Below are 26,054 nucleotides of genomic sequence, written 5' to 3' on the forward strand. Positions count from 1 at the left end.
GTTGCAGCCCTTCTCCGCCAGATAGCTCGAAATCGCCGCAACGATGCCGCGCGTCGATTTGCAGGATACCGTCAATACATAGCTTGTCATGTCTGTCCCTCTTCCCTCTTCAAGAGCGCCGCCGTGCTTAGATCAAAGCCCGGGCCGCGAATAGGCCGGTGCGCTTTCATTCATGCGACAAATTGCAAGATGAACCATCATGTTTCTGCAAGTTCTCTCGCTTCCAGGCCTTAGCTTAGAAGAAGTTGCGCAAAAAACTGTGCCGCCAGCGCCGCGGGGATGCGTATTCTCGCCTTCGGCACGAAAGTCAGGCCGGCGGACGGCTTGCCGCGGCCACCTTGCGGCGCGGCGTGGTGATTTCATGGACGATGGCGCCGCCGATCGACGAGAGCACCAGCGACAGGATCACGAAGAGCACCGGCTGCTGCAGGATACCGAATGGCAGGCGGTCGGCGGCGACCCTCAGAAAAGCGAGTGTGAAGGCGTGGGTGATGTAGATGGCGTAGGAGCAGTCGCCGAGATAGTTCAGCCATCCGAGAACCGGCAGCCGCGAAGAGTCGATGGAAACTGCGCCGTAGAGGATGAAGATCGCCGGAATTCCCCAGGCGTAGAACCGGCTCTCCGGCTGCATCAGCGCCTCGTTGACGAAGAGGAACGCAAAGCCGGTGGCCAGTGCCGCCCATGCCCAGCGGTTGGCCAGAAGCACCTTCTGCCGGTAAAGCCAGCCGAGCACCACGCCGGCGAGAAATTCCAGCATGATCGGCTCGCCGTAGAACCGGGTGGCGGTGGTTTCCGGCAGCAACCGGCAGGCGATCAGGATCACGGCAAAGACGGCAAGCATGGCCGGAATGCGACGGGCTTCCGAGAGCGGCAGCAGCAGCGCGAACACGAAATAGAAGAACATCTCGTAATTCAGTGTCCAGCCCGGCACGACGACGGGGGTGATCGTTCTCGGATCGGCGGCATTGGGCCATGGCAGGAAGAGCAGCGAAGCGGTCAGATGCGGAAGGTCGAACACGGTCGACTTTAGGAGTGACGGCGCCGCCAGCGCCACGACCGCCGAAAACAACGTGGCCAGCCAATAGAGCGGGACGATCCTCCTGATGCGGCGGCGGGCGAAGTCGATAGGGCTCGTCGCGCGCCCGCTCGTCGTCAGCCACATCACGAAACCGCTCAAGACGAAGAAGATGTCGACGCCGGTTTCACCATAAAGAAAGGCCGTGGCGTCGATGGCGGGATCAACTTTGGCAAGCTGCAATATCGCATGGAAATAAACGACCATCAGCGCTGCAACGGCGCGCAGATACTGAAGCTGGACAAGCATCGAGCGTCTTGCTCCCCGGGCTTGCGGACGACGGTCGCCACCGTGCCGCTGCGGTCAACTCTCTACATCTGCCGCACGACCCTGCCGGATGCGCGGGCTGTCGTGGAAGCGCATATATCCGACGACGAACCACAGGAGGCCGGCAATCTTCATCGAGAAAACGGCGGTCCCTCCGATCATCATATTCAGAAAAATGAAAAGAGAAAGTGAATGGGCGCAACGTCGCTGCGCCGCCGTGCGGCCGGCAGGGAAGAGGCAGACGAACAGCCAGAAGGCGATGACGCCGAAGATGGTCGCCGCGTAGATGAGGTAGACATAGCCGCTGTCGGCGAATTCGCCGACCCGGTCGACCGAAAGCCCGAGAACGGCCAGAGGATCGAGCTCCATGATCTTCTTCATGGTCAGGTTGATGCGGCCGGTGAAATTGTCGCCTGTCGCATTGGGTTTCAGAGTATAGACCAGGAAACCCGCAGCGACGATCAGCGGCATCAGCGCCAGATTGAAATTCTTCGGGATCTTCGGAAAGACGAAATAGCCGACGATACAGGCAAAACAGAAGATCAGCATCGTGCGCGTATCGTTCGTCACCAGGATCAGCACCGCCGTAGCGATGAACAGCAGTCGGTCCCAGCGGCCGGTTCTTTCCCACATGGAGATCAGATAGATCGCGATCACGCCGCAGAAATTGGCAAGCGACACCTGCTCGAGGAAGATCGACGACGAGCGGTGATCGATGATGCCGAAGGAGAAGCGCTCGGGAAAACCGAGCGCGTTCTGGAACAGGCCCGTCTTATTGTAGCTCAGCGGCAGCAGCCCGCGCGTATTGGCGAAATAATCGGACGGATGCACGATGCTGACATAGAACGGCACGCTGATGATCTCGAAGATCAGGAAGATCAGCACGGCAAGGCTGGCCCAGCGAAAGGCCAGCTTCATCGTTTTCTCGTTGCTCCAGCCGCCGAGGCCGGAAAAGCAGAAGATGATCAGCACGTTGCGGAAATGATCGACGAACGGCAGGCGGTTGAGCACGCTGACATAGATGGTCACGACAAGCGTGAACAGCAGGAACAGGAAGGCCGGCAGGTCGGTTTCGTAAATCCCCTTATGGAGGATGTAGATGATGGCGCTTGCCAGAATCAGGCCTTCGCTGGCGGCGACATGCGTCAACGAAAGCGGCATGATGTTGTGGTTGATGAAGGCCAGAATGCCGTTATAGAGCACCGACAGCAGGCCGAGCCAGAGCACCGGATGGTCGACGCGCGATCCCCTCGCGGCCGCATCGAGCCGACTGCCCGCCACGGTGAACGTCGCTGTCTTCTGATCGACGGCTGCCACGATCAGTTCTCCGCGGGCTTGACGGCGGTGCAGGCGCTGCGATCGGCTTTGGCCGCCTCGGCAAGAAGCCGCATCTGCGGCCGCTCAGGGCCCTGACGCGGCTGAACGTTGAAAGGTTCGTTCGCCGGCCACCATTCACCCGCCGCCCAATAGGACCAGCCGAGCCAGACGTCGCTATTTCCTGATATGGTGGAGTAGATCTCTTTCAGACCGCCCATGCAGTCCTTGTCGGCGGAGGCGCCGAATTCGCCGAGAAAGCCGCGCTTGTGGTTCTGCTTCAGCCAGGCGGTGACGCCGGCGATTGCCTCGACTGCGCCGGCCGCACCTTCGCAGGTCGGATGGGTTCCCGACGAATCGACGTCGAGATATTGGTGGACCTCGTAGGCGTAGAAATCGAGGGGATCGCGCACGCCGAGCATCACCGTGCCGTTGGCGCCGCCGATCACGTCTTTTTCCCAGCTGTGGGCGCCGCTCCAGGCGGTGCCCGGTACGAGGATGAGGTTGCGCGCGCCGACGGCCCGGATGCTGCGTATCGCGGCGTTGGCGGCATCGAGCCAGTCCGTTGCCTTGATGTCATGCGGCTCGTTCATCAGGCCGAAGAGCACGCCGTTCTCATTGGCGAATTCGACCGCGAGCCTCGCCCAGAAGTCGGCGAATGCGGCGTCCGTCGCCGGCGCGGTGCCGATCTGTACCTTGTCGTAATAGCCGAAATTATGCGGGTCGAGCAGGACGGCCATGCCGTGCTTGCGGATCAGGGCAACGGTATCTTTGATCCGCTTGATCTCGTCCTCGTCGAGCCGGCCGCCGAGCGCCGGCTGCAGCCGCTCCCAGCGGAAGGGCAGCCGGATGATGGTCATGCCCTTTTTGGCGAAATAGCCGATCGTCACCTCGCTCGGATAGATGTAGTTCGTGCCGTAGGTGGCATCGCGCTCGCCATATTCGCCGCCGGACAGATTGACGCCGCGATAGCAGGGCTTGTCGGCCGCAATCGCCGGCGACGGGATGAGGGCGGCCGCAAGCAGCAGCGCCGTCAGATGTCGTGTCGTCCTCATCGCTATCCCTCGCAGTCGCGGCAAACGCCAACATCTCTATGGCTGCCAGTATCTTAACGGTCCGTTAGCTAAGAATTTCTAAAGTCTCGGCACCTCGGCTTCAGTCTTTCACGCTGGGCGGGACACGAGTGCGCGTATGAGCCAGTATGACAGGAATAGAGTAAGCCGGCTGCCCGGTTGGCGCAGTTATGAGCCGCCTCAGACTGCGCCGGAAGGCGTGCGCCTGCGCAGTCCTGTCGTCTGCCCGGATGATTTCGCCCGCCCGGCGCCCGAACCCACTCCTCCGCCTTTCGTGCCGCCGCCGGCAAACGTTGCGCAAACGCGCCGATCCGAGCAGCTGTCGCCTCCGCCTGCCGCGCGGCCCGCGGCCGATCTGCCGCCGCAGAGCACATCCGCCCCCGCCGCCCCGCTTCTTGATCTCCGCTCCAGCATCGCGGCGATCTGGAGCCGCCGGCTGGTGGTGCTTGCCCTGGCTTTGATCGGCGCCGTCGCCGGCGGCGCGCTGGCGCCGTTCATCGGCCAGAAATACACTGCCGTCAGCAGCCTCTATTTCGATCCGCGCCAGATCGGCCTTGCCGAGGCCGGTGCGCAATCTTCCGGTCCGTCGCCGGAAATGATCTCGGCGCTGATCGACAGCCAGGTGCAGATCCTGACCTCGGGCAATGTGCTGCGCCGCGTCGTCGAGGCGATGAAACTCGATCAGGATCCGGAATTCACCGGCGGCCGGACCGATGGCGCTGCCGTCATCGGCACTCTGCAGAAGGCGCTGGTCATCACCCGCCAGACCACCACCTATGTCGTTTCGCTTGCCGCGACGACCAATGATCCGGAAAAATCCGCAAGGCTTGCCAACCAGGTCGTCACCGCCTTCACCGAAGAGGAAAACAGCGCCTCGAACGGCCTCTACGAAAACACCTCCTCGACGCTCGACGGTCGTCTCGACGACCTGCGCCAGAAGGTGCTGGAGGCCGAGCAGGCGGTCGAGACCTTCCGCGCCGACAACGACATGGCCGCGACCGAGGGCAATCTGATTTCCGATCAGCGGCTCGGCTCGCTGAACACGCTGCTGGTGACGGCGCAGGAAAAGACCATCCAGGCGAAGGCCCGCGCCGACGCCGTCGCCGATCTGCGCGTCGAAGACATCGTCGCCGGCAATCAGACCGAGGGCGGCGTCACTTCGCCGCTGGTCAGCCTGCGCCAGCAATATGCCAGCCAGGCCGCCGCCGTCGGCAGCCTCGAAAGCCAGATGGGCACGCGTCATCCGCGCCTGCAGGCGGCCCGCTCCTCGCTGCAGAGCATATCAGGCGAAATCAAGGGTGAATTGCAGCGCCTCGCCACCTCGGCACGCGGCGAATACGAGCAGGCCAAGGCGGCCGAAGACAGCATCGCCAAGGAGCTTGCCGTGCAGAAGGCGCTGCAGGCGACGACCTCGGACAAGCAGGTGGAACTGAACGAATTGCAGCGCAAGGCGACGGCGGCGCGCGATATCTACGAGACGGTGCTGAAGCGCTCGAGCCAGACGAGCGAGGAGCAGAACCTCAGCCAGAGCAACATTCGCGTCATCTCGCCGGCCGAGCCGCCGGTCAAAGCCGACGGCCCGGGAAAGAAGATCCTGCTGGTCGCCGGCATCATCGGCGGTTTGCTTGCCGGTTTTGTCGTCGGCGCCGGCTTTGCGATTCTCGCCGGCCTCCTCAGCCATCCCGTCATCAGAAGCTATTTCAGGAAATCGCCCGCTGCGGCTGCTTGATCAGGATCTCCGGTTTTCCTACATCCTATGGGCGGCCGACGATGCCGGCAGGAGAGGTTCCATGCGGCTTGTGATGATGTTTCCGATATTGCTCGTGGCCCTATCAGGCCTTGCGCCAGCATCCGCCTTTGCCGTCGACTGGTCAAAACCGGTGAATTCGGACGTTCAAGCCCTCTATCCCTACAAGGGTCTGCCCGGCGTCAAGGCGCAGCCGGACAAAAAGGAAGAGGAATCCTATAATTGCCGTACTGAAACGGTCCAGATCCGCCGCCGCTACGACGAGATCTTCCGCTCCGGCGGCATGCCGACGCTGATGTATGTCTGCGAACGCGACGGCTTCGTCACCATGGGCGGCAAGGTGCCGCTGCGCGGCCACTATCAGCCGGTGCGATAGGCGTCTTAGCCGGTCAGCGTTGGGTACGCCTGTCGGAACCGTTGGGTCGGAAGCTCCATCCTCAGATAGTTGAAGCCGGCATTTGCTTGCGATCGATCGACGACCGAATATTTGACCATACCGTCTTCTTCGGTGCGCCGCAGCGGCAGGCTTTCGGCCGCCGCAAAGCCCAGCCGCTTGTAAAGACCGATCGCCTTTTCATTGTGGGAGAAGACGTGCAGTTCGGCCGTTTCCACCCCAAGCCCGGAAAACATCCACTCCAGCATCGTCATGCCGCAATGGAACATCAGGTTGCGGATCTCGCTCGCCCGGCCGCGGATGACGTTGTCGAATTCTGCCGAGCCTGGCCGTATGTTGCAGAGGCCGAAATTGCCGAACCGATTTCCGCCGGGATCGCAAATGACGAACAGGATGCGGTCGGCGGCGGGCAGCGAGATGGTTTCGAGCCACCGCCGCGTGCGTTCCTCGGTGGCGCTGAACTGCGTGAGGAAAAACGGCATCGACTGGTTGCGCCAGGTCGTTAGGTCGTCGATCAGGCCGGGCTCATCGAGCATCGACCTGTCGATGCATTGCAGGTCGCCCACGTGCCTGCCGCGATCGTCCCGGATTGGAAGCCGGAGCCGTCCGGCCGGATCCGCGTTGTCCTTAAGACTGACGATATCGACCTGCGTCATCAAGACGATCCCTGATTGTCCGCTCACGCCTTGCGGCAGACGCAGTAACCGCCCGGCGAGGAAGACAGCACGAGCTTGCCGTTCAGAACCGGATCAACCTCGAAGCGGTCGGTTTCCGCCAGATAATCGGTGATGGCCTTCAGCGGTTCGTTGCCGCGCAGCCAGACCTTGGAGCGCTTTGTGAAAGCCTGTTCCTCGGTCAGGTGACCGATGAGCGTGTCGGCGACGACGAGGTAGCAGCCTTCCGTCACCAGCGGGCCGTAGGCGCGGCATTCCGCCAGAACATGCTCATAGGAATGGTCGCTGTCGAGCACCACCATCACGCGGGCGCCCGGTGGAATCTCGGCCTTCACGGCAGCAAGCACCTCGTCGTCGACGGAACCGCCCTGGATCATCTTGATCCGGCTCGACATCGGATGGGATTCGATCGACTCGCGGTTATGGGCCCGGATGTCGATGTCGACGCCGACAACCTTGGCCTTGTCGTTGCCCATGGCGGCGAGAATCGACGCCATGAAGATCAGCGAACCGCCGCGGGCGATGCCGGTTTCGATGATGACGTCCGGTTTGGTCGCCCAGATGACTTCCTGGGTCGCCAGGATATCGACCGGCAGCTGGATGATCGGCACGCCCATCCATGACCAGAGATAGAAATAGTCGAACTTGTCGAGCCCGATCAGCGTGTTCAGCGATTGTTGGAAGCTTGCCTCGTCCTTGCCGAGCGCAAGCGACATCTCCCGCTTATGGGCTTCGAATTCGAGACGATCGTCCTTGGTGGTCATGACTGTTCTGTGTCCTTCGCTGTAGGGCTGTCTTAGACCGACTGCCGCAATGCCGTGCTGTTGTGGTGGATTCGCCCGGCGGCCATGTCGAGCAGCGTTGCCGCCACCCGGTCGACATCGGCTTCGCTCATGTCGTGATAGCTGGGCAGATTGATCGCGCGGCCCGGAATGCTCCAGGCGTTCACGTTCTCCGGCCGATCCTCGAACATGGAGAGGCTGGAGAGGGGATAGAAGAACACGCGCGCATCGATATTGGCGGCCTCGAAGGCCTGCTGCATCATTTCGCGGGTAATCCCGGTCGATGGATGAAAGACCGCGGTCGGCATCCACGCGCCGTTGATCGTGCCGCTATATTCCGGGTTCATCGAGATGCCAGGCAGGGCGGAAAGCCGGAGCATGTAGGCGGTGAGGATTTCGCGCTTGCGGGCGACGAGCTCTTCAACGCGCTCGAGCTGCGCGCAGCCGATGGCCGCCTGGATGTTGGACATCTTGTATTTGAAGCCGATCGCATCAGGCCAGAACTGCTTGGTCTGGCCGCGTGCGCGGCCGTGGTTGCTGAGCGTCAGCACCCGCTCGTAGAGCGCGGCGTCGCTGGTGACGAACATGCCGCCTTCGCCTGTCGTCAACGTCTTCGTGCCGTGGAAGGAGAAGGTCCCGAAGACGCCCATCGAGCCGGCGCGGCGGCCGTGGTAGACGGAGCCGATCGCTTCCGCCGCATCCTCGATGACAGGGATGCCGGTGCGCTTGCCGATCTCGAGCAGCGCATCCATGTCGCAAAGATTGCCGTAGATGTGGGTGGCAATGATCACCTTGGTTTTCGGGGTGATGTGCCGCTCGACCTCTTCAGGATCGATGCACCAGGAATCCGCCAGCACGTCGACGAAGACCGGTTTGGCCCCAAGCTGGACGATCGGCGAAACGGTGGCGACCCAGTTGGTGTCAGCGAGGATGACTTCGTCGTCTTCGCCGACGCCGAGTGCAGCCAGACCCATGTGCATGGCGCCGGTGCAGCTCGATGTCGCGATGGCGAAGTCGCTGCCAAGATAGGCTTTGAAGTCGCGTTCGAAGCGGTTGATGTAGTCGTAACAGCGTACGCCCCAGCCGGTTGCTGCCGCGTCGGTGGCATAATCGGTTTCAAGCTGAGTGATGGAAGGCTTGGTATAAAAGATCCTGTTTGTCATGCCGCTATTTCTGTTGAATTGAAGTCAAGACGCAGGCGCCTGCCACGACACTAGCTTTTGAAACTGGCGCCAGGCTCACATGAGAACGTGCCGAGCGACGTCGTGCTCGTGGAGCACCAGATTGGCGAGGTAGCCGAGAGCCACGAAATACTCCTGGTCTCTTTCGACGCTGACGAAGACGGCTGTGCTTTCCAGCGGGCTGTCGCTGAGTGCGTTTCTGAGGTAGGCTTCGCGATTGTATGTCGGAATACAGATGCTGAGTTTGATGCCGCTCAAAGGTTTCTCTCCTGGCGGTAGCTTGCAAGCGCGACGTCCCGCTCGCTGATGACGCTCGGCGTAAAAGGCCAGGCGATCGAGAAGGCGGGATCGTCCCAGCGGACACCGCGGGCGAGTTCCGGCACATAGATCTCAGACATCTGGTAGAAGAGCTCGCAATCGTCCTCGAGCGTCAGGAAGCCATGCGCGCAGCCGGCAGGAATGTAAAAGGCATTGCGGCTGGTCGCGTCGAGTTCGACGGAGGCCCATTTGAGATAGGTTGGCGATTCCCGTCTCAGATCGAGCGCGACGTCGAAGACCCGGCCGCGCACGGCCCGCACCAGTTTCGCCTCCGGCTTCGGATCGGCCTGATAGTGCATGCCGCGCAGCGTTCCGCGTCTGTGGTTCTGGGAGAGGTTGCACTGCGGATAGACCGAGGCGAGCCCATGCGCGGTAAAGCTTTCGGCGCAGAAAGTCCGCGCAAACATCCCGCGATCGTCGGCGCGTACCTCGACTTCGACGACGAAGGCGCCCGCAACAGCGGTCGGCGCAAATCTCATCCGAGCACCGTCAATTCAGGCACGGCAACGGCAAATTGTCCGCCCCAGCTGGTGACCTTGCTGTTGCCGGAAACAACCTCGTTCTTGATGTTCCAGGGCAGGATCAGCACGTAGTCCGGCCTGGTTTCTTCCATCTTCTCCGGCGCATAGATCGGCAGCTTGCTGCCCGGCAGGTAATGGCCCTGCTTGTGCGGGTTGCGATCGACGACATAGTCGATGAGGTCGGTACCGACGCCGCAGAAGTTCAGCAGCGTATTGCCCTTGGCGGCGGCGCCATAGGCGGCGACGCTCTTGCCGTTCCGCTTTGCCTCCTCGAGGAAGGAAAGCAGCCCTTCCTTGATCGGCGCCACACGGCTCTGGAACGCCTCATATGTTTCCGCCCGATCGAAGCCGGCCGCCTTTTCGTCGGCCCGCACCTTGGCCAGGCCGGCGCCTGTCGCATGGGCGGTCGAGGCCGTGCGGCAGGCGAGGATGCGCAGGCTGCCGCCATGAGTCGGCAGTTCCTCGACGTCGAACACCTTCAGGCCGTGGGCGGCGAAGACCTTTTCGACGGCAAGCAGCGACAGATAGTAGAAATGTTCGTGATAGACGGTGTCGAACTGGATGCTTTCCATCAGCCGCAGGAGATGCGGAAATTCGACGCTGACGACACCGTCCGGCTTCAGCACAGTCGAAAGCCCACCGACGAAGTCGTTGATGTCGGGTACGTGCGCCAGCACATTGTTGCCAATGACGATGTCCGCTGCAAGGCCGCGGGAAACGAGATCTGCCGCCGTTTCCTTGCCGAAGAACCGCGCTTCCGTGGGAACGCCGATCTGCCGTGCCACGTCGGCGACGTTTTCGGCCGGCTCGATGCCGAGCACCGGCACGCCGGCCTCGACGAAATGCTTCAGCAGGTAGCCGTCATTGCTCGCCACTTCGATGACTTGTGATGTCGCGCCAAGGCCGAAGCGCTCGCGGGCCATGATGGTGAAGCGGCGCGCATGCTCCACCCAGCTGTCGCTGTAGGAGGAGAAATAGGCATAGTGGCTGAAGATGTCCTCCGGCGGCACGAAGGCATCGGCCTGCACCAGCCAGCATTCCGAGCACACGAAGGCGCGCAGCGGATAGGACGGCTCCGGCTGTGTCAGCTGCTCTGCCGTCAGATAGGCGTTGGCGAGCGGCGTCGAGCCGAGATCGACGAAACGATGCTTCAACGGAGCGTCGCAAAATCGGCAATTGTGCGCTGTCATGATAGTGCTTCCTCATAGGCCGTGATCTGACCGAGCGAGAAGGCGCGCATGTCTTCGCCCTCGCGGTTGGCCTGGTACCAGGCGGCAGTCCAGTCGATGGTCTGTTGCAGGCTGAGGCGCGGCCGCCAGCCGATGGTGTTAAAGGCCAGCGCCGAACTCAGCGTCAGGGCCGGCGCTTCGGGCAGATGTTCGCCCGGCGCAAGCCGCCACACGTCTTCGACGCGGTGCGCGCGCCCGAGCGCTTCGGCCAGTTCGGAAACGGTCGCGAAGCTCTCGGGATGCGGACCGAAATTCAAGGCATCGGGCAGCTTCCTGTCACCGCCAAGCGTCAGTGCCTCGGCGAAGGCGAGATAACCGCCCAGCGGCTCCAGCACATGCTGCCAGGGACGGACCGCCTCGGGATAACGGAGCAGGATCGGCTGGTTGCTCTCGAAGGCGCGAATGAAATCCGGGATCAGCCGATCCTTCGACCAGTCGCCGCCGCCGATCACATTGCCGGCGCGCACCGTGGCGACCTTGATATCGCGCCCCCTGAAGAAACTGTCGCGGTAGCTCTGGCAGACGAGTTCCGTGCAGGCCTTGGAGTTGCTGTAGGGATCCTTGCCACCGAGCGTATCGGTCTCGGCGAAGGGTATGCCGCTGCCATTGTTGGCATAGACCTTGTCGGAGGTGATGACGAGCACGGTTTTGACGGCGGGCGCCTGTCTGACCGCGTCGAGAACATTCGCCGTTCCCACGACATTGGTCGAGAAGGTTTCGGCCGGGTTCTCATAGGAGCGCCGTACCAGCGCCTGCGCTGCCATATGAATGACGATTTCCGGCTCGAAGCCCTGAAAGACGTCAAGAAGCGCGCCGGCATCACGGATATCGATGATATGGTGGCCGCGATCGTCCCAGGGCGCGAGCTTCCGGTAGAGCGACGGTTCGGTCTCCGGCGCCAGCGAAACCGCGGCGACATCGGCGCCGAGGCGCTCCAGCCAAAGGGAGAGCCAGGATCCCTTGAAGCCGGTATGTCCGGTCAGGAAGACCCGCCGACCTTTCCAGAAGTCCGTCAGGCCCATAGCTTCCACGGCGCCTTTCCGGAATTCCAGAGTTCCTCCAGATGGGTGCGCTCGCGAAGCGTATCCATTGGCTGCCAGAAGCCGTCATGCTTGAAGGCGGCAAGCTGATTGTTGGTGGCGAGCCACTCCAGCGGTCCGGCTTCCCAGATCGTGTCGTCGCTCGGGATGAGATCGATCACCGAGGGGTCGAGCACGAAGAAGCCGCCATTGATACGCTGGCCGTCGCCTCGCGGTTTCTCCACGAAGGAGGTGATGAACTGACCCTCGATATTCGTGGCGCCGTAACGTCCGGGCGGGGTTACCGCGCACATCGTCGCCTTCAGGCCATGATCGCGATGGAAGGCGACTTCGGCCGCAATATCGATGTCGCCGACACCGTCGCCATAAGTCATGCAGAAGGGTTCGCCTGGTGTGAGATGCTCGCGAATGCGCCCCAGACGGCCGCCGGTCATCGAATGCATGCCGGTATCGACCACGGTCACGCGCCAATCCGGTCGTTTGCCGCCGTGATAGTTGATGCTGTTGGCCCCGAGGTCGACGGTGATGTCGCTGTGATGCAGAACAAGGTTTACGAAGTATTCCTTGATCATGTAGCCCTTGTAGCCGGCGCAGATGATGAAGTCGTTGAGGCCGTGGTGGGCATAGATGTTCATGATGTGCCAGAGGATCGGCATGCCGCCGATTTCGACCAGGGGCTTGGGCCGCACGCTGGTCTCTTCGGCAAGACGCGAGCCAAGGCCACCGGCGAGAATTACAACTTTCATCCCAGGCGAACTCCAGAGTGTCCAGCAATCGGCTTTCCGCGGGAGTTCGCTGAGACCCCGACAGGCGGGAAGTCTCTCCTCGGGCGGAACGGCCGGATGTTTATCCTTCTCTCGGTATCCGATTTCGTTCTTGTGCGAGGCTTGCGAGGGATGGGACGGGGAGCGGCGCTTTCCGCAAGGCCATGCATTGAGCAATGGAACAACCGAGCTGCCGCACTAGTCACCCAGATCGTTGCCGGGGATCAGAAGAAAATGGCTCAATCGAGCAACAAAGCCGCTTTCCATCTTGCCCGGCACGCTCCTTGCATTATTACTAATATTCTAATCCTTGGGGAGAAAGTGCAATGCAATGGAACACATCGGCGGATTTTTCGCCTCTTGTTCTCTTTCTTGGCGCCCGGCACCAGCGTAGGATCGTGAGAACGCTCCGCGACGCAGCCGAGGTTTTAATGACGGAATGGCCGCTTGAGGATGGAGAGGAATACGTCGCGGCCGTGAAGGCTTGCGCGGATGCCATTACGGGGCAAGCGGGGACGGATCAGCTTAGGGATTTGCTTTTGAGCGCCGCCAGGGAGGCCGGCATCGCCGTTTTGTCAGTGATTCCCGACAGCGGGCAGACAACGCCGCACATGGCGGCGTAGAGGCCGACAACCACTCCATCATCCTTGCTGGCCCGACTTCCAGAATCGGCATCATGCAACGACGCGTGTAGGCAAAACGCATTGCTAATGCCCTTCGTTGGAAGATACCAACCTGCAATTTTAGAAGGTTTGTTTATCTGATCTCGGTAGCGATCAAGATTGGAATGGTGCCCAGAAGAGGACTCGAACCTCCACGCCTCGCGGCACAGGTACCTGAAACCTGCGCGTCTACCAATTCCGCCATCTGGGCGACGGAGAGCGATGTAAGGGGGTGGCTCGTGACTGTCAACTGGGTTTTTGAAGTTTTCCTGACAGTCGGCAAAAAACTGCCGATCACATGCGAGGGAGCGGCCGGAGGGCGGGCATAGCGCTTCGCTCGCGACGCCCTATATGGAGGGAGTATCGAAAGGAATGCCTCATGGCTGCTGCCCGCACGCTTCTGTTCGCCAGTCTTCTCGCTGTTTTCGCGCCTGCCATGGCCAGCGCTGATTCGCCGAAGCCGGGTCTTGGGCCGCTCAACACGGGGTCGACGCTCTGCGATTTCCGCGGCTGCTTCGGTTTCGGGCCGCAGCAATGGCATCGGCCCGCCTATGTCCAGCCGAATTACCGTCCGCGTGGCGCCGGGCCGACCTATTATCTGCCGGGTGCGGCCGGGCGGCCGCAGCTGACCTATGATCCGCCGCCGGTGCGCCGCGCACAGCCGGCGGCGCGCGATATGAACAAGCATATCGCCTGGTGCACCAATGAGTACCGCTCCTACAATCCGCGGACGGATCACTTCCTCACCTATGAGGGCGTCTACCGGGTCTGCCGCTCGCCCTATCGCTGAGGTCAGCTCTCGAGCGAGGCGCGGTCGACATGGCCGAGATCGCGGCCGGGCTCGACGATGTCGCGGACCCGCTGCTTCAGCTCCTTCGGCCCGGGAAAGCCGCCGTCGCGCTTGCGCTCCCAGATGAGGTCGCCATTGACGCGGATTTCGAAATTGCCGCCGGTGCCGGGGATCAGCGCCACCTCGCCGAGGCTGTCGGAAAAGGTGTGCAGCAGCTCCTGCGCCATCCAGGCAGCGCGCAGCAGCCAATTGCACTGGGTGCAGTAGAGGATCGAGACGCGGGGTTTTTCGGTCATGGCGATTTCCTTTCGTTCCGGCAGGTTTAAGCCTTGCCGCCTGCGTGCGCAATCGGCCTTGCACAAGCGTCTTGCGCGCCCCATCCGGGCATGATCTCCTCCCGCCATCGGCCAGATCGGGAAAAGCCATGCGAGTCGCAGTCGTCGGAAATATGAAAAATACCGGGCTCGGCGCGCTTGCCAGAGCGCTCGAGGAGGCGGGAGCGGAGATCGAGTGGTTCCGTGTGTGGCGGGACGGCAGTCTGCCGCAAGATATATCCGGCCATGACGCGCTCGTCGTTCTCGGCGGCGAACAGAGCGCGCTGGATGACGAGACGCACCCCCACCTGCCGGAACTCGTGCGGCTAACGCGCCGCTTCGGCGATGCCGGCAAAGCCGTGCTCGGCATCTGCCTCGGCAGCCAAATCCTCGCTCGCGCCTATGGCGCCGACAATCTGCTGGGTGCCGCTCGTGAATTCGGCTGGCACAGTATTGGTGTCACGGGTGAAGGCCGGTCCGATCCGCTGCTGTCTGATGTGGGCGACGAATTCACCATCTTTCAATGGCACGCCGATACGTTTTCCTTGCCCGAAGGTGCGGTGTGTCTTGCGACGAGCCCCGTCGCCGAGAACCAGGCCTTCCGCATCGGCCGCGCCGTCTACGGCACGCAGTTTCACTTCGAGGCCGACACCGAGGTCGTCAGGCAATGGAAAGGCGAATTCCCCGGCACGATCGAGCGTATCGCTCCCGGCTGGCTGGAGAATTATGACGAATTGGCTGCGCGCCATGGCGCCGCCGCCGATGCCGCAGGCCTTGCCATAGCGCGCGCCTGGGTCAGCCTGATCGAGCGGCAAGAGGCCGGACTGCTGTTGCAAGCGACCGCGTGAGGAACGAGGCGATGCCGGTCAGCGAACGCGAAAAGATGGCGGCCGGTGAATGGTATTGCTGCCTCGATGCCGAACTCGATCGCCTGCGCCAGCAGGCGCGCGTGGCCGTCCACGCCCACAACACCTTGCCGCCCGACAAGCGCGGCGCCGCAGCGCCTGCCTTGAGGGCGCTTTTTGCGCAGGCCGCGCCCGATATCTTCATCGAAGCACCGTTTCACTGCTCTTACGGTATCAACATCATTCTCGGCGAGCGCGTCTATTTCAATGCCGGCTGCACCATTCTCGATTCCGGCCGGGTGACGATTGGCGATCGCAGCATGTTCGGTCCGGGCGTACAGATTTATTGCGCCGAGCATCACAGGGATCCTCCCCTCCGCGGCGCGGGCATCGAGATCGCCCGGCCGGTCACGATCGGCAGCGACGTCTGGATCGGCGGCGGTGCCATCATCCTCGGCGGCGTGGCGATTGGCGATGGCGCGATCGTCGGCGCCGGCGCGGTCGTGACGAAGGATGTGCCGGCGGGTGCAGCCGTGGTCGGCAATCCCGCGCGTCCGATAAGCCGTCTCTGAGATTCGTGGCTGCGGGCTCCCTCGACAATGGCGACGGCTCCGCTAGATCAGGTGGCGGAAGGGGAGAGTAATGACGACAGCAAAGAACTTACCCATGGAAGGCGGCTGCCGTTGCGGCCGGGTGCGGTTGAAGATCAGCGCGCCGCCGCTGCTGACCATGGCCTGCCATTGCACGGGCTGCCAGAGGATGACCGCGAGCGCCTATTCGCTGAGTGCCGCCATCCCCAGCGAGGGTTTCGAGGTAACGAAGGGCGAGCCCGTCATCGGCGGCCTGCACGGCACGACGAAACATTATTTCTGCCCGCATTGCATGAGCTGGATGTTCACCCGCCCGGAAGGCATGGACTGGTTCGTCAATCTGCGCGTCACCATGCTCGATGACCCCAGCTGGTTCACGCCTTTCATCGAAACATGGACGAGCGAGAAGCTGGCCTTTGCCGAGACCGGTGCGGTGCACAGCTACGCGGCACTGCCGGAGATGGCGGCCTATGAGGGGTTGGTCAAGGAGTATATGGCGCGATCGTAGAAACCAATCCGGGATGAAAAGGATGCTGAATGAACTAGCCGTCGGCCTTTCCGCCTGGATCATCATGGATGGAAACTACGGCGAATTCCAAAAGGGACAGCGGGCGGCCTTTGCCTTGGAATTCTACAATGAAACGGCGCTGAGGATTAGTGAGCATCGCGGCGATGTTTTCTTGAGGCGTGAGAGCGCCCCGGAACATGGCTGGAAGGCCGTGTCTATATCGGGATCGACCCGTTCTTCTATTTCGAGCAGATCAGCCATTTCGACGATGCGCCAGATATGATCCATGATTGGATCATTGAAGGGATCGAGATGCAGACAGCGCCGTTTGTCGACGCAGGCGAAAACCGGATGGTTCGCGATCCTGCTCTGAGTGGATGGCGGGAAATTCCTGAAACCGATGCATGGAACGACGACGATGGCTCGGCGGAATATCTTCTGCATTGCCGACGGATTTCCGAGACTCCGCGAAGAGCTTTGGCGACCGATAGCTAGAGCATGATGCGGGAAAAGCGCGCAGCGTTGATTTCAGAAGCCCTGGAAGAGAAAATCGACGGCAGCCACGATGCGGTCGCTGTCGGCGGTAAGATCCGCGATGGCGCTTCCGAGTTCCGTGGTCGGGATCGATGCCATGCGCTGAGTCGCCATGACATAGGCTTCCCCCTCGATTGAGAAGCGTGGGTTCAGTCGCGAGATCGACCAGCTCAGTTCCTGAACTGGATGCAATGGAACCATGACCCGCGACGGCAGATCGTCAAGCAGATTGGCTTGAAGATCGATGGCCAGGACATTCCCGCTTCTCAAGCGATAGACGTGAAAGCGCGCCATTAAAACTGACGGTATTTGGCGAAGGGCAAGCCGTGCTTTTCGACATACTCGTTCTCCAACCGGATGGCCTCCGCGTTCTCGATACGCCACAGCCGTTCGCGTTCCGCCTTTATGGCCTTCGCGATCCCATCTTCCGCCGCCCGGGATATGTTGATCTTCAGCGCACGCGCCTGCGACACGAGTCCCTCATCGAGAGAGAGGTTCGCTGCTTTCCTTGGCTGCTGCGCCATAACGATCTCCTTGGCCCTATGCGCAGATCATATGCGCATAAGGTACCATTGAGAAGCGTTATTCGTCGCCCATCTTCAACGCCGCGATGAAGGCTTCCTGCGGAATCTCGACCTTGCCGAACTGGCGCATGCGCTTCTTGCCGGCCTTCTGCTTGTCGAGCAGCTTGCGCTTGCGGGTGGCGTCGCCGCCGTAGCATTTTGCGGTCACGTCCTTGCGCAGCGCCGAGATGGTCTCGCGGGCGATGACGTTGCCGCCGATCGCGGCCTGGATCGGGATCTTGAACATGTGCTTCGGGATCAGCTCCTTGAGCTTTTCGCACATGTCGCGGCCGCGCTTTTCGGCGGCGGTGCGGTGCACCATCATGGACAGCGCGTCGACCGGCTCGCCGTTGACGAGGATCGACATCTTCACGAGATTGCCCTCGCGATGATCGGTGAGCGTATAGTCGAAGGAGGCATAGCCCTTGGAGATCGACTTCAGCCGGTCGTAGAAATCGAACACGACTTCATTGAGCGGCAGGTCGTAGGTCAGCATCGCCCGCGTGCCGACATAGGTCAGTTCGATCTGGATGCCGCGCCGGTCCTGGCAGAGCTTCAGGATGCCGCCGAGATAATCGTCGGGTGTGAGGATCGTCGCGCGGATCCACGGCTCGTGGATCTCCGAGATCTTGACGACGTCGGGCATGTCGGCCGGGTTGTGCAGCTCGCGCTCGGAGCCGTCGGTCATGAACATCTTGTAGACGACGGAAGGGGCGGTGGCGATGAGATCGAGGTCGAACTCGCGCTCCAGCCGTTCCTGGATGATTTCGAGATGCAGCAAGCCGAGGAAGCCGCAGCGGAAGCCGAAGCCGAGGGCGGCCGAGGATTCCATTTCGAAGGAGAAGGAAGCGTCGTTGAGGCGAAGCTTGCCCATGGCGGCGCGCAGATCCTCGAAATCGGCGGCGTCGACCGGGAAGAGCCCGCAGAACACCACCGGCTGTGCCGGCTTGAAGCCCGGCAGCGCCTGGGCCGTCGGCCGCTTGTCCTCGGTGATCGTATCGCCGACGCGGGTATCGGCCACTTCCTTGATCGAGGCGGTGATGAAGCCGATCTCGCCGGGGCCGAGGCTGTCGACATTGACCATCTTCGGCGTCAGCACGCCGACACGCTCCACCTGGTATTTCGCGTCGGTGCCCATCATGCGAATGGTCTGGCCCTTGGTCAGGACGCCGTCGATGATGCGTACGAGAACCATGACGCCGAGATAGGTGTCGTACCAGCTGTCGACGAGCAGCGCCTTCAGCGGCGCCTTTTCGCCGCCCGGGCTCTTCGGCGCCGGCAGCTTGTGGACGATCGCTTCGAGCACATCGGGAATGCCGAGGCCTGTTTTGGCCGAGATCAGCACCGCCTCCGAAGCGTCGATGCCGATCACTTCCTCGATCTGTTCCTTGATGCGGTCGGGTTCGGCCGCCGGCAGGTCGATCTTGTTGAGCACGGTGACGAGCTCGTGGTTGTTGTCGATCGCCTGATAGACGTTGGCGAGCGTCTGCGCTTCCACGCCCTGCGAAGCGTCGACGACCAGCAGCGAACCCTCGCAGGCCGACAGCGACCGTGAGACTTCATAGGCGAAGTCGACGTGGCCGGGCGTGTCGATCAGGTTGAGAATGTATTTCTCGCCATTGTCGGCCTGGTAGTGCAGGCGCACGGTCTGGGCCTTGATGGTGATGCCGCGCTCGCGCTCGATATCCATATTGTCGAGCACCTGCTCGGACATTTCGCGCTCGGCAAGGCCGCCCGTCGTCTGAATCAGGCGGTCGGCCAGCGTCGATTTGCCGTGGTCGATATGGGCCACGATCGAGAAGTTGCGGATATGGGACAGCGGAGTGGTCGAATTGGTGCTCATGCGCGCCATATAGCAGCGCCGCCCCCGGCCGCAAAGCGGTAATTATCCCGCCGTTTACGCTATTTTACGAGCCGGTCGAACGCGTCTCAGACCGGCCAGGTCTCCAGCCGCCAGGCGGAATCCCAGAACATCCATTCATATTGCGCGGCGCGCACGAAAACATCGGCCATTTCGGCGCGTTCCATCGGCGAGGCGGCGCGGGCGGCGATGTCGGTCAGCGCGATCACCTCGCGGGCGCCGGCAGCAAATTGCGGATCGCCATAGGTGTTGATCCAGGCCTGGAAGGCATTGCCCTCGACAACAGGCCGGTTCTTGATCGCCTCGCCGACATGCCAGTAGATCCAGAAGCAGGGGAGAATGGCGGAAAGCGCCACCGCGTAGGAGCGGTGATAGGCGGTGGCCAGCAGAAAATTGGTATAGGCAAAGCAGGTGGGCGACGGCTCGGCCGAGGTCACATCCGCGGCCGTGATGCCGAACTGGGTGAGGAAGCCGGCATGCAGGCCCTGCTCGACGGTGATCGCCTTCTGCGCCGAGCCGAGAAAACGCAGCACCTGCGCATTGTCGGGCGCCTTGGCCGCGACGATGGCGAGGCATCGCGCATAGTGCTTGAGATAAAGCGCGTCCTGCAGGATGTAGTGGCGAAAGATTTCCGGCGGCAGCGTGCCGTCGGAGAGCCGCGTCAGAAGCGGCAGTGCCTCGATCTCGGCCATGATGGGTGCAATCCTGTCCCAGGCGGCGGCCGTGAAGCTTCCCGTCAGTGCCGTGCTCTGTGTGCTGGCGTCCATTGGTCTCTCCATCGATCGCGCTGACATATACCGGCGAGGCTGCGGCGAAGGCAAGTTGCGTGCGCGCCCCGCTTATTGGCTTGATTCCATCATTGGATCATGTATTTCTCTTATAGTAGAATTGCGGATGGGACGATGGAACAGCAACTCGAACAGGCGATCGGCATTCGCATCCGCACGCTGCGGCTGGATAAGGGTTTGACGCTGGAGGATCTTGCCGCAGCTTCCGGCGTCAGCCGCGCGATGATTTCGCGGATCGAACGGGCCGAGGCGAGCCCGACGGCCTCGCTGCTGGCAAGGATCTGCGCCGCGCTCGGCCTGTCGCTCTCTGCCTTCTTCGCGGAGGAGGGGGAGCAGGCCTCGCCGTTTGCCCGCCGGCAGGAGCAGCAGGTCTGGCGCGATCCGGAAACCGGCTATCTCAGGCGTGCGGTGTCGGCGCCGGGCACCGCCTCCGATGTCGATATCGTCGAAGTCGAATTCCCCGCTGGTGCCCGCGTCAGCTTTCCCCCGCATGCGGCATCCCACGGCATGACGCAGCATATCTGGCTGTTCGATGGCGAGCTGGAGATGACGGCGGGCGAAACCGTCTACCGGCTGCGCCCCGGCGACTGCCTCTTCATGCCGGTCGGCGAGGGCCATGTCTTTCACAATCCCGGCAACGCGCCGGCGCGTTATTGCGTCGTGCTCGATCGCGGCGGCCGATAACGATATTCATTTCAGGAGAAGCATATGCCCGCCATTCGTGCCCTTTCCGCCGCGGAGGCCCGCGCCGCCATCGCCGATCTTTCGGACGTGCTCGCCGATTGCGTCGCCGGCGGCGCCTCCGTCGGCTTCATGCAGCCCTATGGGCCTGACGATGCCGAACCCTACTGGCGCGATGTCGCCGATGCGGTCGGGGCGGGCGTCAGCCTGCTTCTGGTCGCTGAACTGGAGGGCAGGATCGTCGGTACGGTGCAGGTGGGGTCGGCGCAGATGCCGAACCAGCCGCATCGCGGCGATCTGAAGAAGCTCCTGGTGCATCGCTCCGTCCGCGGGCGGGGCCTCGCCCGGCTGCTGATGGAGGCCGCCGAACGCGAGGCGGCAAAGCACGGCAAGACCCTGCTCGTGCTCGACACGGCAACCGGCAGCGATGCCGAAGCGATTTATCCGCGTCTCGGCTGGCAGCGCGTCGGCGTCATTCCCGACTATGCGCTGTGGCCGCAAGGCGGCTATTGCGACACCACCCTGTTTTACAAGCGGCTCGCCTGATTGCGCCGGCTCCACTCACGCCGGCCGACGCAAAGCCGGAAATGCCCCGGCAAGCGTGGTGCCTGCCGTCCATTGCGCCGCGTTCCAGCCGAACTGCCGCGCCGCTTCGATATTTTCCGCCGTGTCGTCGATGAAGCCGATTTCGCCGGGCGCAGCCCAAGGTCGCGCTCGAGATAGGTGAAGAGAGGCAGGCCATCGGCCGGTCGGCCATGAATGAGCACACCGTCGACATCGACCATCAGCACTTTCATGCGGAAAATTTCCTCGTTCTGAAAACATCGGCGAAGGTGGCGTCATTTAGCTCGGCGATCAAGCCGACACACTGCTTTTTCGTTGGGGCGAAGCCGTGTAAATCTCGATTTTCAATCAGGAGCAGAATCTGCAATGCGCGTCATCTATTCCGAAGACCATAAGCTGCGCGATGCCAGGACCGAACTCTATGCCGGCCAGCTGGTGACCCCCTTCGAGGCGCCTTTCCGGGCCGAATGGATCCTGGCGGAGGTGAAGGAGGCGGGCTTTGCCGATGTCGTCGCACCCGATGCGCACGGGCTGGAAACGGCTGGGAAGGTGCATGACCCCGCCTATCTCGATTTTCTCGCCACTGTCTGGGACCGCTGGGTGACCGCCGGCTTCGAAGGCGAGGCGATCGCCAATTCCTTCCCGGTGCGCCGCACCAGCCAGCGCGTGCCCGACAATATCGTCGGCGCGATCGGCCATTACGCCAACGCCGCCGACACCTCGATCACCAAGGGCTCCTACGCGGCGGCGATCGCCTCGATGCGCTGCGCCATAACGGGCGCCGACTGGCTGGCTGAGGGCCATCGTTTCGCCTTCGCGCTCTGCCGCCCGCCCGGCCATCATGCCGGCATCGATCTCTTCGGCGGCTACTGCTTCATCAACAATGCGGGAGTGGCGGCGCAACGGCTGCTTGATCGCGGCGCGGCCAAGATCGCAGTGCTCGATGTCGATTTCCATCACGGCAACGGCACCCAGGATCTGTTCTATCGCCGCGGTGACGTCTTCACTGCCTCGCTGCACGGCGATCCCATGCAGGCTTTCCCTTATTTCCTCGGCCATGCCGACGAAGAGGGCGAAGGCCAAGGCACCGGGACCAACCGCAACTATCCGATGCCGCCGGGCACGCCATGGCGGGTCTGGTCTTCGGCCCTTGCCGATGCGCTTGGCCGCATCAAGGCCTTCGGCGCCGAGGCGATCGTTCTGGCGCTCGGCGTCGACACTTTCGAACGCGATCCGATCTCATTCTTCAGCCTCACCTCCGACGATTTCATCCGCATGGGCGCGATGGTATCAGCCGCCGGCCTGCCGGTGCTTGTCTGCATGGAAGGCGGCTACGGCGTGCCGGAAATCGGGCTCAATGTCGCCAATGTCCTCAAGGGTCTGGAAGCCTGATCGCTTGATATGACCGACGAGACCGTTCCATCCGATAGCCCGACACCCCGCATGCTGAGCTGGGCGCGCAACTCCACCATCTACCGTCTGGAGCGGCGGATGATGACGGAAAAGCAGCTCTTCGACGCCATTAGCCGCAAGGCCAGGGAGAAGTTCGAAGAGATCAGCGCGGGCCAGATCAAGGCCGTTGCCGACTTTGCCGTCAAGTTTGCCTATGACAACAAGCTGATTGACGATAGCGCCTATGCCGAAATCAGCACGCGCTCGGCCGTGCGCGGCGGCAAGTCGAAGCGTGCGATCGCCCAGAAGCTTGCCGCCAAGGGTGTTGCGAGCGACAAGGCGCAGGCTGCGCTCGAAGGGGCTGACGATCTCTATGCCGCGACCATATTCGCCCGCAAACGCGCCTTCGGCCCGTTTCGCCGTGACGAACTCGACGACAAGAGGAAGGCAAAGGAACTGTCCGCCTTCGCCCGCAATGGCTTCAGCTTCGAGATCGGCAAGAAGGTCTTCGAGATGAGTTTCGAAGACGCCGAAGAGGTGATCCTCTCCGGCCGCCTCTGATATGCATCAGCTCTCTTGCTGCCTGGATCAGAAGATTGAATTTGTCGGTTGCAGGCGGCCTCCGTATGAACAGCGCTCGATCGGAGATGCAGATGAAAGACGGAACGAACGACGGCGCCGGCGTGCTGGCATTGGAAACGCCTGCAACGTCCTCCGGCTTGGCGGCCGGCGGGCTGATGTGCCTCCTGTCCATGTCGTCGATCCAGTTCGGCGCAGCTCTGTCTTCCCACGCGATCGCCACCTACGGACCGGCCGGCGCAAGCTGGCTGCGCCTCGTCTTTGCCGCCGTCATCCTGGTCGTCGCCGTCCGTCCGCGCATATTCAGCTACTCCAGAGAGCAATGGACAAGCGCGCTCGTTCTCGGCACGACGACAGCGTTGATGACCATGAGTTTTTTCGCGGCGATCGAGCGCATTCCGCTCGGCCTCGCCGTGGCGATCGATTTTCTCGGCCCGCTTTCGGTCGCGACCATCGGTTATGGTCTCAGCCGGCGTCTCGTCTGGCCGCTCATTGCCGCGCTTGGTGTGTTGGCGCTCGCCCATGACGGTGAAGGCTGGATCGGGGATATGTGGGGCATTCTCTTTGCCGGCGGCGCCGGGACCGGCTGGGCGATCTATATCGTGCTGACCAAGAAGATCGGCGCCAGCTTCAAGGGGCTGGAAGGGCTTTCCATGTCGCTGATGGTTGCCGCGGTGGTTGCCACACCCTTCGGCTTTTCAGGCGCAGCGCCGGCGCTTGACGCTTACGGCCTGATCGAGATGGCGGGCCTTGCCGTGCTCGTGCCGCTGCTGCCCTATACGCTGGAGCTGATTGCCCTGCGGCGCATGCCAACGACGTCCTTCGGCATTCTCATGAGCCTGGAACCGGCCATTGCGGCTCTGGCAGGCTTCGTCATTCTGACGCAGCCGATGACGCTTCTGCAGATGGCAGGAACGGCCCTGGTCGTGGCCGCGAGCGCCGGCGCGACCTTTTCCGCCAGGCAATGATGCGTCAGCCCGCCTTCTTGGCCGGGTCGTCGAGCGCCGGATTGTAGAACAGCGACAGCGTCAGGCTTTTGGCGATCCGCTCCGCCGTCGCCATGAACCAGGCCTTGGCCTCCGGCGACGGGGCGATATCGTCGAGCGTTGCGGCAAACAGCGCCAGCCACTTCGGAAAGAGGTCTGGCGTCAGATCGGCGACGCCCGTATGCGCCTGCACCGGCTTGCCGCCATAGGCGCCGCTGCGAAAGGCGACGGCCGACCAGAAGCTCTTCATCTTCTCCATATGCTCCGGCCAGCGGCCGGAGAGCCTGGCGTCGAACACCGGACCGAGATCGGGATGCGCCAGCACGCGCCCGTAAAAGGTCTGGACCAGCCTGCCGATGAAGGCCTCGTCGACGCCCATCGCCCGCATCTCCGCCTCGGCCCTTTCGCGGATCGCCGCGACATGGGCAGGGCGGCCCTGAATGTCATTATCCATCATAAACCCCGGCGCGCCGCATGATGCGGCGCCCCCTCATATAGGTGTTTGTGCCGGCGCGCCAAAGGCATCCGTGCGGCTTGCGGCAATCTGTCAGCCGGCCTGTCTGCACCCTTGACCGCCATTGGCTCCTTCTTTAGATTTAGAATAATTCTAAATTATGGAGATTAGTTATGTTGGCGCGATTTTTCAGATCACCGAAACGGTCTTTCGAGTCGCTGTCCGAGCAGGAGATTCTCGCCCTCGCAATCGCCTCCGAGGAAGACGATGCCCGCATCTATCTTGCCTATGCCGACAGGCTGCGGAACGAATTCCCGGCCTCGGCAAAGGTTTTCGAAGATATGGCCGAGGTCGAGGATACCCATCGCAAATCTCTGATCGAGATCCATCGCCAGCGTTTCGGCGAGCGCATCCCGCTGATCCGGCGCGAACATGTGCAGGGCTTCTACGAACGCAAGCCCGACTGGCTCAGGGCAAGCCTTTCGCTCGATGCGATACGGCAGGAGACCGAAGCGATGGAGGAGCAGGCCTACCGCTTCTATGTCGAAGCGGCAAAGCAGACTTCCGATGCTTCGACGCGTGAGCTTCTCGGCGATCTCGCTCTTGCCGAGCAGGGGCACGAAGATATCGCCCGCATGCTGGGCGACAAACATACGCCCGAAGATATCAAGCGCGACGAGGACGAGGCGGCGCACCGGCAATTCGTGCTGACCTATGTGCAGCCGGGCCTTGCCGGGCTGATGGACGGCTCGGTCTCGACGCTGGCGCCGATCTTTGCCGCCGCCTTTGCCACCCAGGACACCTGGCAGACCTTCCTTGTCGGCCTTTCCGCTTCCGTCGGCGCCGGCATCTCGATGGGCTTCACCGAAGCCGCCCATGACGACGGCAAGATCTCCGGCAGGGGCTCGCCGGTCAAACGCGGCCTTGCCTGCGGCATCATGACGACGCTCGGCGGTCTCGGCCATGCGCTGCCCTATCTGATCCCGCATTTCTGGACGGCGACGATCACCGCCGGCGTCATCGTTTTCTTCGAACTTTGGGCGATCGCCTTCATCCAGAACCGCTACATGGAGACTCCCTTCCTGCGCGCCGCCTTCCAGGTCGTCCTCGGCGGCAGCCTGGTGCTCGGAGCAGGCATTCTGATTGGGAATGGGTGAGGCGCGGTCGGGCGCAGCCCGAGCAATCGATCCAGTGAATCGATTGCAGCGACGAACGCCCGGAGCCATGCGGAGGGCCGGGCGACCGGCATACCACCCGCGTCATCTCAGCCAGCGCGCAACGATCAGCCCTCATCCTGAGGTGCCCCGCAAGGGGCCTCGAAGGACGAGGGCGGGTGGTTGAACGCCGCCAGCAGTATCGACATTTGCCAGTGGCCAGCCCCGTCCTTCGAGGCTCCGCCCTATGGGCTCCGCACCTCAGGATGAGGCTGGAGAGAGGGCGCGCCAGCATCCTTGCCCTTCGCTTACGCTCCATGCATTCGCGGCTTTGCCGCTCACCCCCTTGCATGTTCAATTTGCGCTGATTGTTGGATGATCGGTGCGCACTCCGGCGGATGGCCATCCGC

32 protein-coding genes, 1 tRNA gene and 2 pseudogenes are annotated in these 26,054 nt (G+C 62.3%); 15 read left to right on the forward strand and 20 right to left on the reverse strand.

Annotated elements, in window-relative coordinates; genetic code table 11:
• The 4 genes and pseudogenes from purU to CO671_RS31725 form a co-directional block, all read right to left on the reverse strand.
• Positions 1-90 (reverse strand): annotated as a pseudogene (purU, locus tag CO671_RS31710) (formyltetrahydrofolate deformylase); the annotation flags it as partial.
• Between the two features lie 217 nt (positions 91-307).
• Positions 308-1,324, reverse strand: coding sequence for an acyltransferase (locus CO671_RS31715; RefSeq protein WP_097609053.1), 1,017 nt, complete (start codon positions 1,322-1,324; stop codon positions 308-310).
• Between the two features lie 54 nt (positions 1,325-1,378).
• The gene (locus tag CO671_RS31720; RefSeq protein ID WP_097609054.1) at positions 1,379-2,659 is read right to left on the reverse strand and encodes a hypothetical protein; all 1,281 of its coding nucleotides are present in this window, start codon (positions 2,657-2,659) and stop codon (positions 1,379-1,381) included.
• A 2-nt stretch (positions 2,660-2,661) separates the two neighbouring features.
• Entirely contained in the window at positions 2,662-3,711 is a 1,050-nt protein-coding gene (locus CO671_RS31725; RefSeq protein ID WP_097609055.1) for a glycoside hydrolase family 5 protein, read from the reverse strand.
• Between the two features lie 136 nt (positions 3,712-3,847).
• Between CO671_RS31725 and CO671_RS31730 the strand changes: the two genes are divergently transcribed.
• Entirely contained in the window at positions 3,848-5,458 is a 1,611-nt protein-coding gene (locus CO671_RS31730) for a GumC family protein (protein ID WP_097609056.1), read from the forward strand.
• Positions 5,459-5,519: 61 nt separating this feature from the next.
• Positions 5,520-5,852, forward strand: coding sequence for a hypothetical protein (locus tag CO671_RS31735; RefSeq protein WP_097609057.1), 333 nt, complete (start codon positions 5,520-5,522; stop codon positions 5,850-5,852).
• A gap of 5 nt (positions 5,853-5,857) precedes the next feature.
• On the opposite strand, the gene CO671_RS31740 is transcribed toward CO671_RS31735, so the two are convergent.
• From CO671_RS31740 to rfbF, 8 genes are all read right to left on the reverse strand, one after another.
• Entirely contained in the window at positions 5,858-6,526 is a 669-nt protein-coding gene (locus CO671_RS31740) for a GNAT family protein (protein WP_097609058.1), read from the reverse strand.
• A 23-nt stretch (positions 6,527-6,549) separates the two neighbouring features.
• A complete protein-coding gene (locus tag CO671_RS31745; RefSeq protein ID WP_097609059.1) occupies positions 6,550-7,308 on the reverse strand; it encodes a CmcI family methyltransferase in 759 nt (252 codons plus the stop codon).
• 32 nt (positions 7,309-7,340) lie between these two features.
• Positions 7,341-8,489 carry a DegT/DnrJ/EryC1/StrS family aminotransferase gene (locus CO671_RS31750; protein ID WP_097609060.1) on the reverse strand — a complete coding sequence of 383 codons (1,149 nt, stop codon included), beginning with the start codon at positions 8,487-8,489 and terminating at the stop codon, positions 7,341-7,343.
• Positions 8,490-8,564: 75 nt separating this feature from the next.
• Positions 8,565-8,765: a glycosyltransferase gene (locus CO671_RS31755; RefSeq protein ID WP_010028499.1), complete on the reverse strand. Its 201-nt coding sequence runs from the start codon at positions 8,763-8,765 to the stop codon at positions 8,565-8,567.
• Positions 8,762-9,304: a dTDP-4-dehydrorhamnose 3,5-epimerase gene (rfbC, locus tag CO671_RS31760; RefSeq protein ID WP_010028498.1), complete on the reverse strand. Its 543-nt coding sequence runs from the start codon at positions 9,302-9,304 to the stop codon at positions 8,762-8,764. Before rfbC ends, CO671_RS31755 begins: the two co-directional genes overlap by 4 nt.
• Positions 9,301-10,536, reverse strand: a complete 1,236-nt coding sequence (locus CO671_RS31765; RefSeq protein ID WP_097609061.1) for a class I SAM-dependent methyltransferase — start codon at positions 10,534-10,536, stop codon at positions 9,301-9,303. Before CO671_RS31765 ends, rfbC begins: the two co-directional genes overlap by 4 nt.
• Complete coding sequence (rfbG, locus tag CO671_RS31770) at positions 10,533-11,597, reverse strand: CDP-glucose 4,6-dehydratase (RefSeq protein WP_097609062.1); 1,065 nt, start codon at positions 11,595-11,597, stop codon at positions 10,533-10,535. The genes CO671_RS31765 and rfbG overlap by 4 nt, the downstream gene beginning before the upstream one ends.
• A complete protein-coding gene (gene rfbF / locus CO671_RS31775; RefSeq protein ID WP_097609063.1) occupies positions 11,588-12,361 on the reverse strand; it encodes a glucose-1-phosphate cytidylyltransferase in 774 nt (257 codons plus the stop codon). The genes rfbG and rfbF overlap by 10 nt, the downstream gene beginning before the upstream one ends.
• 344 nt (positions 12,362-12,705) lie before the next feature.
• On the opposite strand from rfbF, the gene CO671_RS31780 reads away from it, so the two are divergent.
• Positions 12,706-13,002: a DUF982 domain-containing protein gene (locus tag CO671_RS31780; protein WP_010030002.1), complete on the forward strand. Its 297-nt coding sequence runs from the start codon at positions 12,706-12,708 to the stop codon at positions 13,000-13,002.
• 165 nt (positions 13,003-13,167) lie between these two features.
• Here the strand turns inward: CO671_RS31780 and CO671_RS31785 are convergent.
• Positions 13,168-13,252 (reverse strand) — tRNA-Leu (locus tag CO671_RS31785).
• A 168-nt stretch (positions 13,253-13,420) separates the two neighbouring features.
• Between CO671_RS31785 and CO671_RS31790 the strand changes: the two genes are divergently transcribed.
• Complete coding sequence (locus tag CO671_RS31790; RefSeq protein ID WP_097609064.1) at positions 13,421-13,831, forward strand: BA14K family protein; 411 nt, start codon at positions 13,421-13,423, stop codon at positions 13,829-13,831.
• Between the two features lie 2 nt (positions 13,832-13,833).
• Here CO671_RS31790 and CO671_RS31795 read toward each other — a convergent pair whose 3' ends face one another.
• The gene (locus CO671_RS31795) at positions 13,834-14,127 is read right to left on the reverse strand and encodes a SelT/SelW/SelH family protein (protein ID WP_097609066.1); all 294 of its coding nucleotides are present in this window, start codon (positions 14,125-14,127) and stop codon (positions 13,834-13,836) included.
• Positions 14,128-14,255: 128 nt separating this feature from the next.
• Between CO671_RS31795 and CO671_RS31800 the strand changes: the two genes are divergently transcribed.
• The 5 genes from CO671_RS31800 to CO671_RS33560 all read left to right on the forward strand — a co-directional run bounded on the left by CO671_RS31800 (position 14,256) and on the right by CO671_RS33560 (position 16,583).
• Positions 14,256-14,993: a type 1 glutamine amidotransferase gene (locus CO671_RS31800; RefSeq protein ID WP_097609069.1), complete on the forward strand. Its 738-nt coding sequence runs from the start codon at positions 14,256-14,258 to the stop codon at positions 14,991-14,993.
• 11 nt (positions 14,994-15,004) lie between these two features.
• The gene (locus CO671_RS31805; protein ID WP_097609072.1) at positions 15,005-15,562 is read left to right on the forward strand and encodes a sugar O-acetyltransferase; all 558 of its coding nucleotides are present in this window, start codon (positions 15,005-15,007) and stop codon (positions 15,560-15,562) included.
• 70 nt (positions 15,563-15,632) lie between these two features.
• Positions 15,633-16,088: a GFA family protein gene (locus tag CO671_RS31810; RefSeq protein ID WP_097609075.1), complete on the forward strand. Its 456-nt coding sequence runs from the start codon at positions 15,633-15,635 to the stop codon at positions 16,086-16,088.
• 13 nt (positions 16,089-16,101) lie between these two features.
• A complete protein-coding gene (locus CO671_RS33555) occupies positions 16,102-16,371 on the forward strand; it encodes a hypothetical protein (RefSeq protein ID WP_141514508.1) in 270 nt (89 codons plus the stop codon).
• Entirely contained in the window at positions 16,368-16,583 is a 216-nt protein-coding gene (locus CO671_RS33560) for a hypothetical protein (protein ID WP_141514509.1), read from the forward strand. The genes CO671_RS33555 and CO671_RS33560 overlap by 4 nt, the downstream gene beginning before the upstream one ends.
• A 33-nt stretch (positions 16,584-16,616) precedes the next feature.
• Here CO671_RS33560 and CO671_RS31820 read toward each other — a convergent pair whose 3' ends face one another.
• The 4 genes from CO671_RS31820 to tenA form a co-directional block, all read right to left on the reverse strand.
• Positions 16,617-16,916 carry a CcdB family protein gene (locus tag CO671_RS31820; RefSeq protein WP_097609078.1) on the reverse strand — a complete coding sequence of 100 codons (300 nt, stop codon included), beginning with the start codon at positions 16,914-16,916 and terminating at the stop codon, positions 16,617-16,619.
• Entirely contained in the window at positions 16,916-17,146 is a 231-nt protein-coding gene (locus tag CO671_RS31825; RefSeq protein WP_097609080.1) for a type II toxin-antitoxin system CcdA family antitoxin, read from the reverse strand. The genes CO671_RS31820 and CO671_RS31825 overlap by 1 nt, the downstream gene beginning before the upstream one ends.
• A gap of 58 nt (positions 17,147-17,204) precedes the next feature.
• Positions 17,205-19,037 (reverse strand): translation elongation factor 4, encoded by a 1,833-nt coding sequence (gene lepA, locus CO671_RS31830; protein WP_097609083.1) that lies wholly within the window; start codon positions 19,035-19,037, stop codon positions 17,205-17,207.
• Positions 19,038-19,114: 77 nt separating this feature from the next.
• Entirely contained in the window at positions 19,115-19,813 is a 699-nt protein-coding gene (gene tenA, locus CO671_RS31835; protein ID WP_097609086.1) for a thiaminase II, read from the reverse strand.
• Positions 19,814-19,948: 135 nt separating this feature from the next.
• On the opposite strand from tenA, the gene CO671_RS31840 reads away from it, so the two are divergent.
• Both CO671_RS31840 and CO671_RS31845 read left to right on the forward strand, forming a co-directional pair.
• Complete coding sequence (locus CO671_RS31840; RefSeq protein ID WP_097609088.1) at positions 19,949-20,518, forward strand: XRE family transcriptional regulator; 570 nt, start codon at positions 19,949-19,951, stop codon at positions 20,516-20,518.
• Positions 20,519-20,542: 24 nt separating this feature from the next.
• Positions 20,543-21,061 (forward strand): GNAT family N-acetyltransferase, encoded by a 519-nt coding sequence (locus CO671_RS31845; RefSeq protein ID WP_010029497.1) that lies wholly within the window; start codon positions 20,543-20,545, stop codon positions 21,059-21,061.
• Positions 21,062-21,076: 15 nt separating this feature from the next.
• On the opposite strand, the pseudogene CO671_RS31850 reads toward CO671_RS31845, so the two are convergent.
• A pseudogene (locus CO671_RS31850) lies at positions 21,077-21,312 on the reverse strand (hypothetical protein).
• 133 nt (positions 21,313-21,445) lie between these two features.
• Between CO671_RS31850 and CO671_RS31855 the strand changes: the two are divergent.
• The 3 genes from CO671_RS31855 to CO671_RS31865 all read left to right on the forward strand — a co-directional run bounded on the left by CO671_RS31855 (position 21,446) and on the right by CO671_RS31865 (position 24,018).
• Positions 21,446-22,471 (forward strand): histone deacetylase family protein, encoded by a 1,026-nt coding sequence (locus tag CO671_RS31855; RefSeq protein ID WP_097609089.1) that lies wholly within the window; start codon positions 21,446-21,448, stop codon positions 22,469-22,471.
• Positions 22,472-22,480: 9 nt separating this feature from the next.
• The gene (gene recX / locus CO671_RS31860) at positions 22,481-23,032 is read left to right on the forward strand and encodes a recombination regulator RecX (RefSeq protein ID WP_097609092.1); all 552 of its coding nucleotides are present in this window, start codon (positions 22,481-22,483) and stop codon (positions 23,030-23,032) included.
• A 92-nt stretch (positions 23,033-23,124) separates the two neighbouring features.
• Positions 23,125-24,018 carry an EamA family transporter gene (locus CO671_RS31865; RefSeq protein ID WP_097609095.1) on the forward strand — a complete coding sequence of 298 codons (894 nt, stop codon included), beginning with the start codon at positions 23,125-23,127 and terminating at the stop codon, positions 24,016-24,018.
• Between the two features lie 4 nt (positions 24,019-24,022).
• On the opposite strand, the gene CO671_RS31870 is transcribed toward CO671_RS31865, so the two are convergent.
• Entirely contained in the window at positions 24,023-24,490 is a 468-nt protein-coding gene (locus CO671_RS31870) for a truncated hemoglobin (RefSeq protein WP_097609097.1), read from the reverse strand.
• A 173-nt stretch (positions 24,491-24,663) separates the two neighbouring features.
• Here CO671_RS31870 and mbfA point away from each other — a divergent pair, with 173 nt between their 5' ends.
• Positions 24,664-25,647 (forward strand): iron exporter MbfA, encoded by a 984-nt coding sequence (mbfA, locus tag CO671_RS31875; protein ID WP_097579417.1) that lies wholly within the window; start codon positions 24,664-24,666, stop codon positions 25,645-25,647.
• Positions 25,648-26,054: the final 407 nt, after the last annotated feature.

The organism is Rhizobium sp. M10 (assembly GCF_002531955.1).
GTDB lineage: Bacteria > Pseudomonadota > Alphaproteobacteria > Rhizobiales > Rhizobiaceae > Rhizobium > Rhizobium etli_C.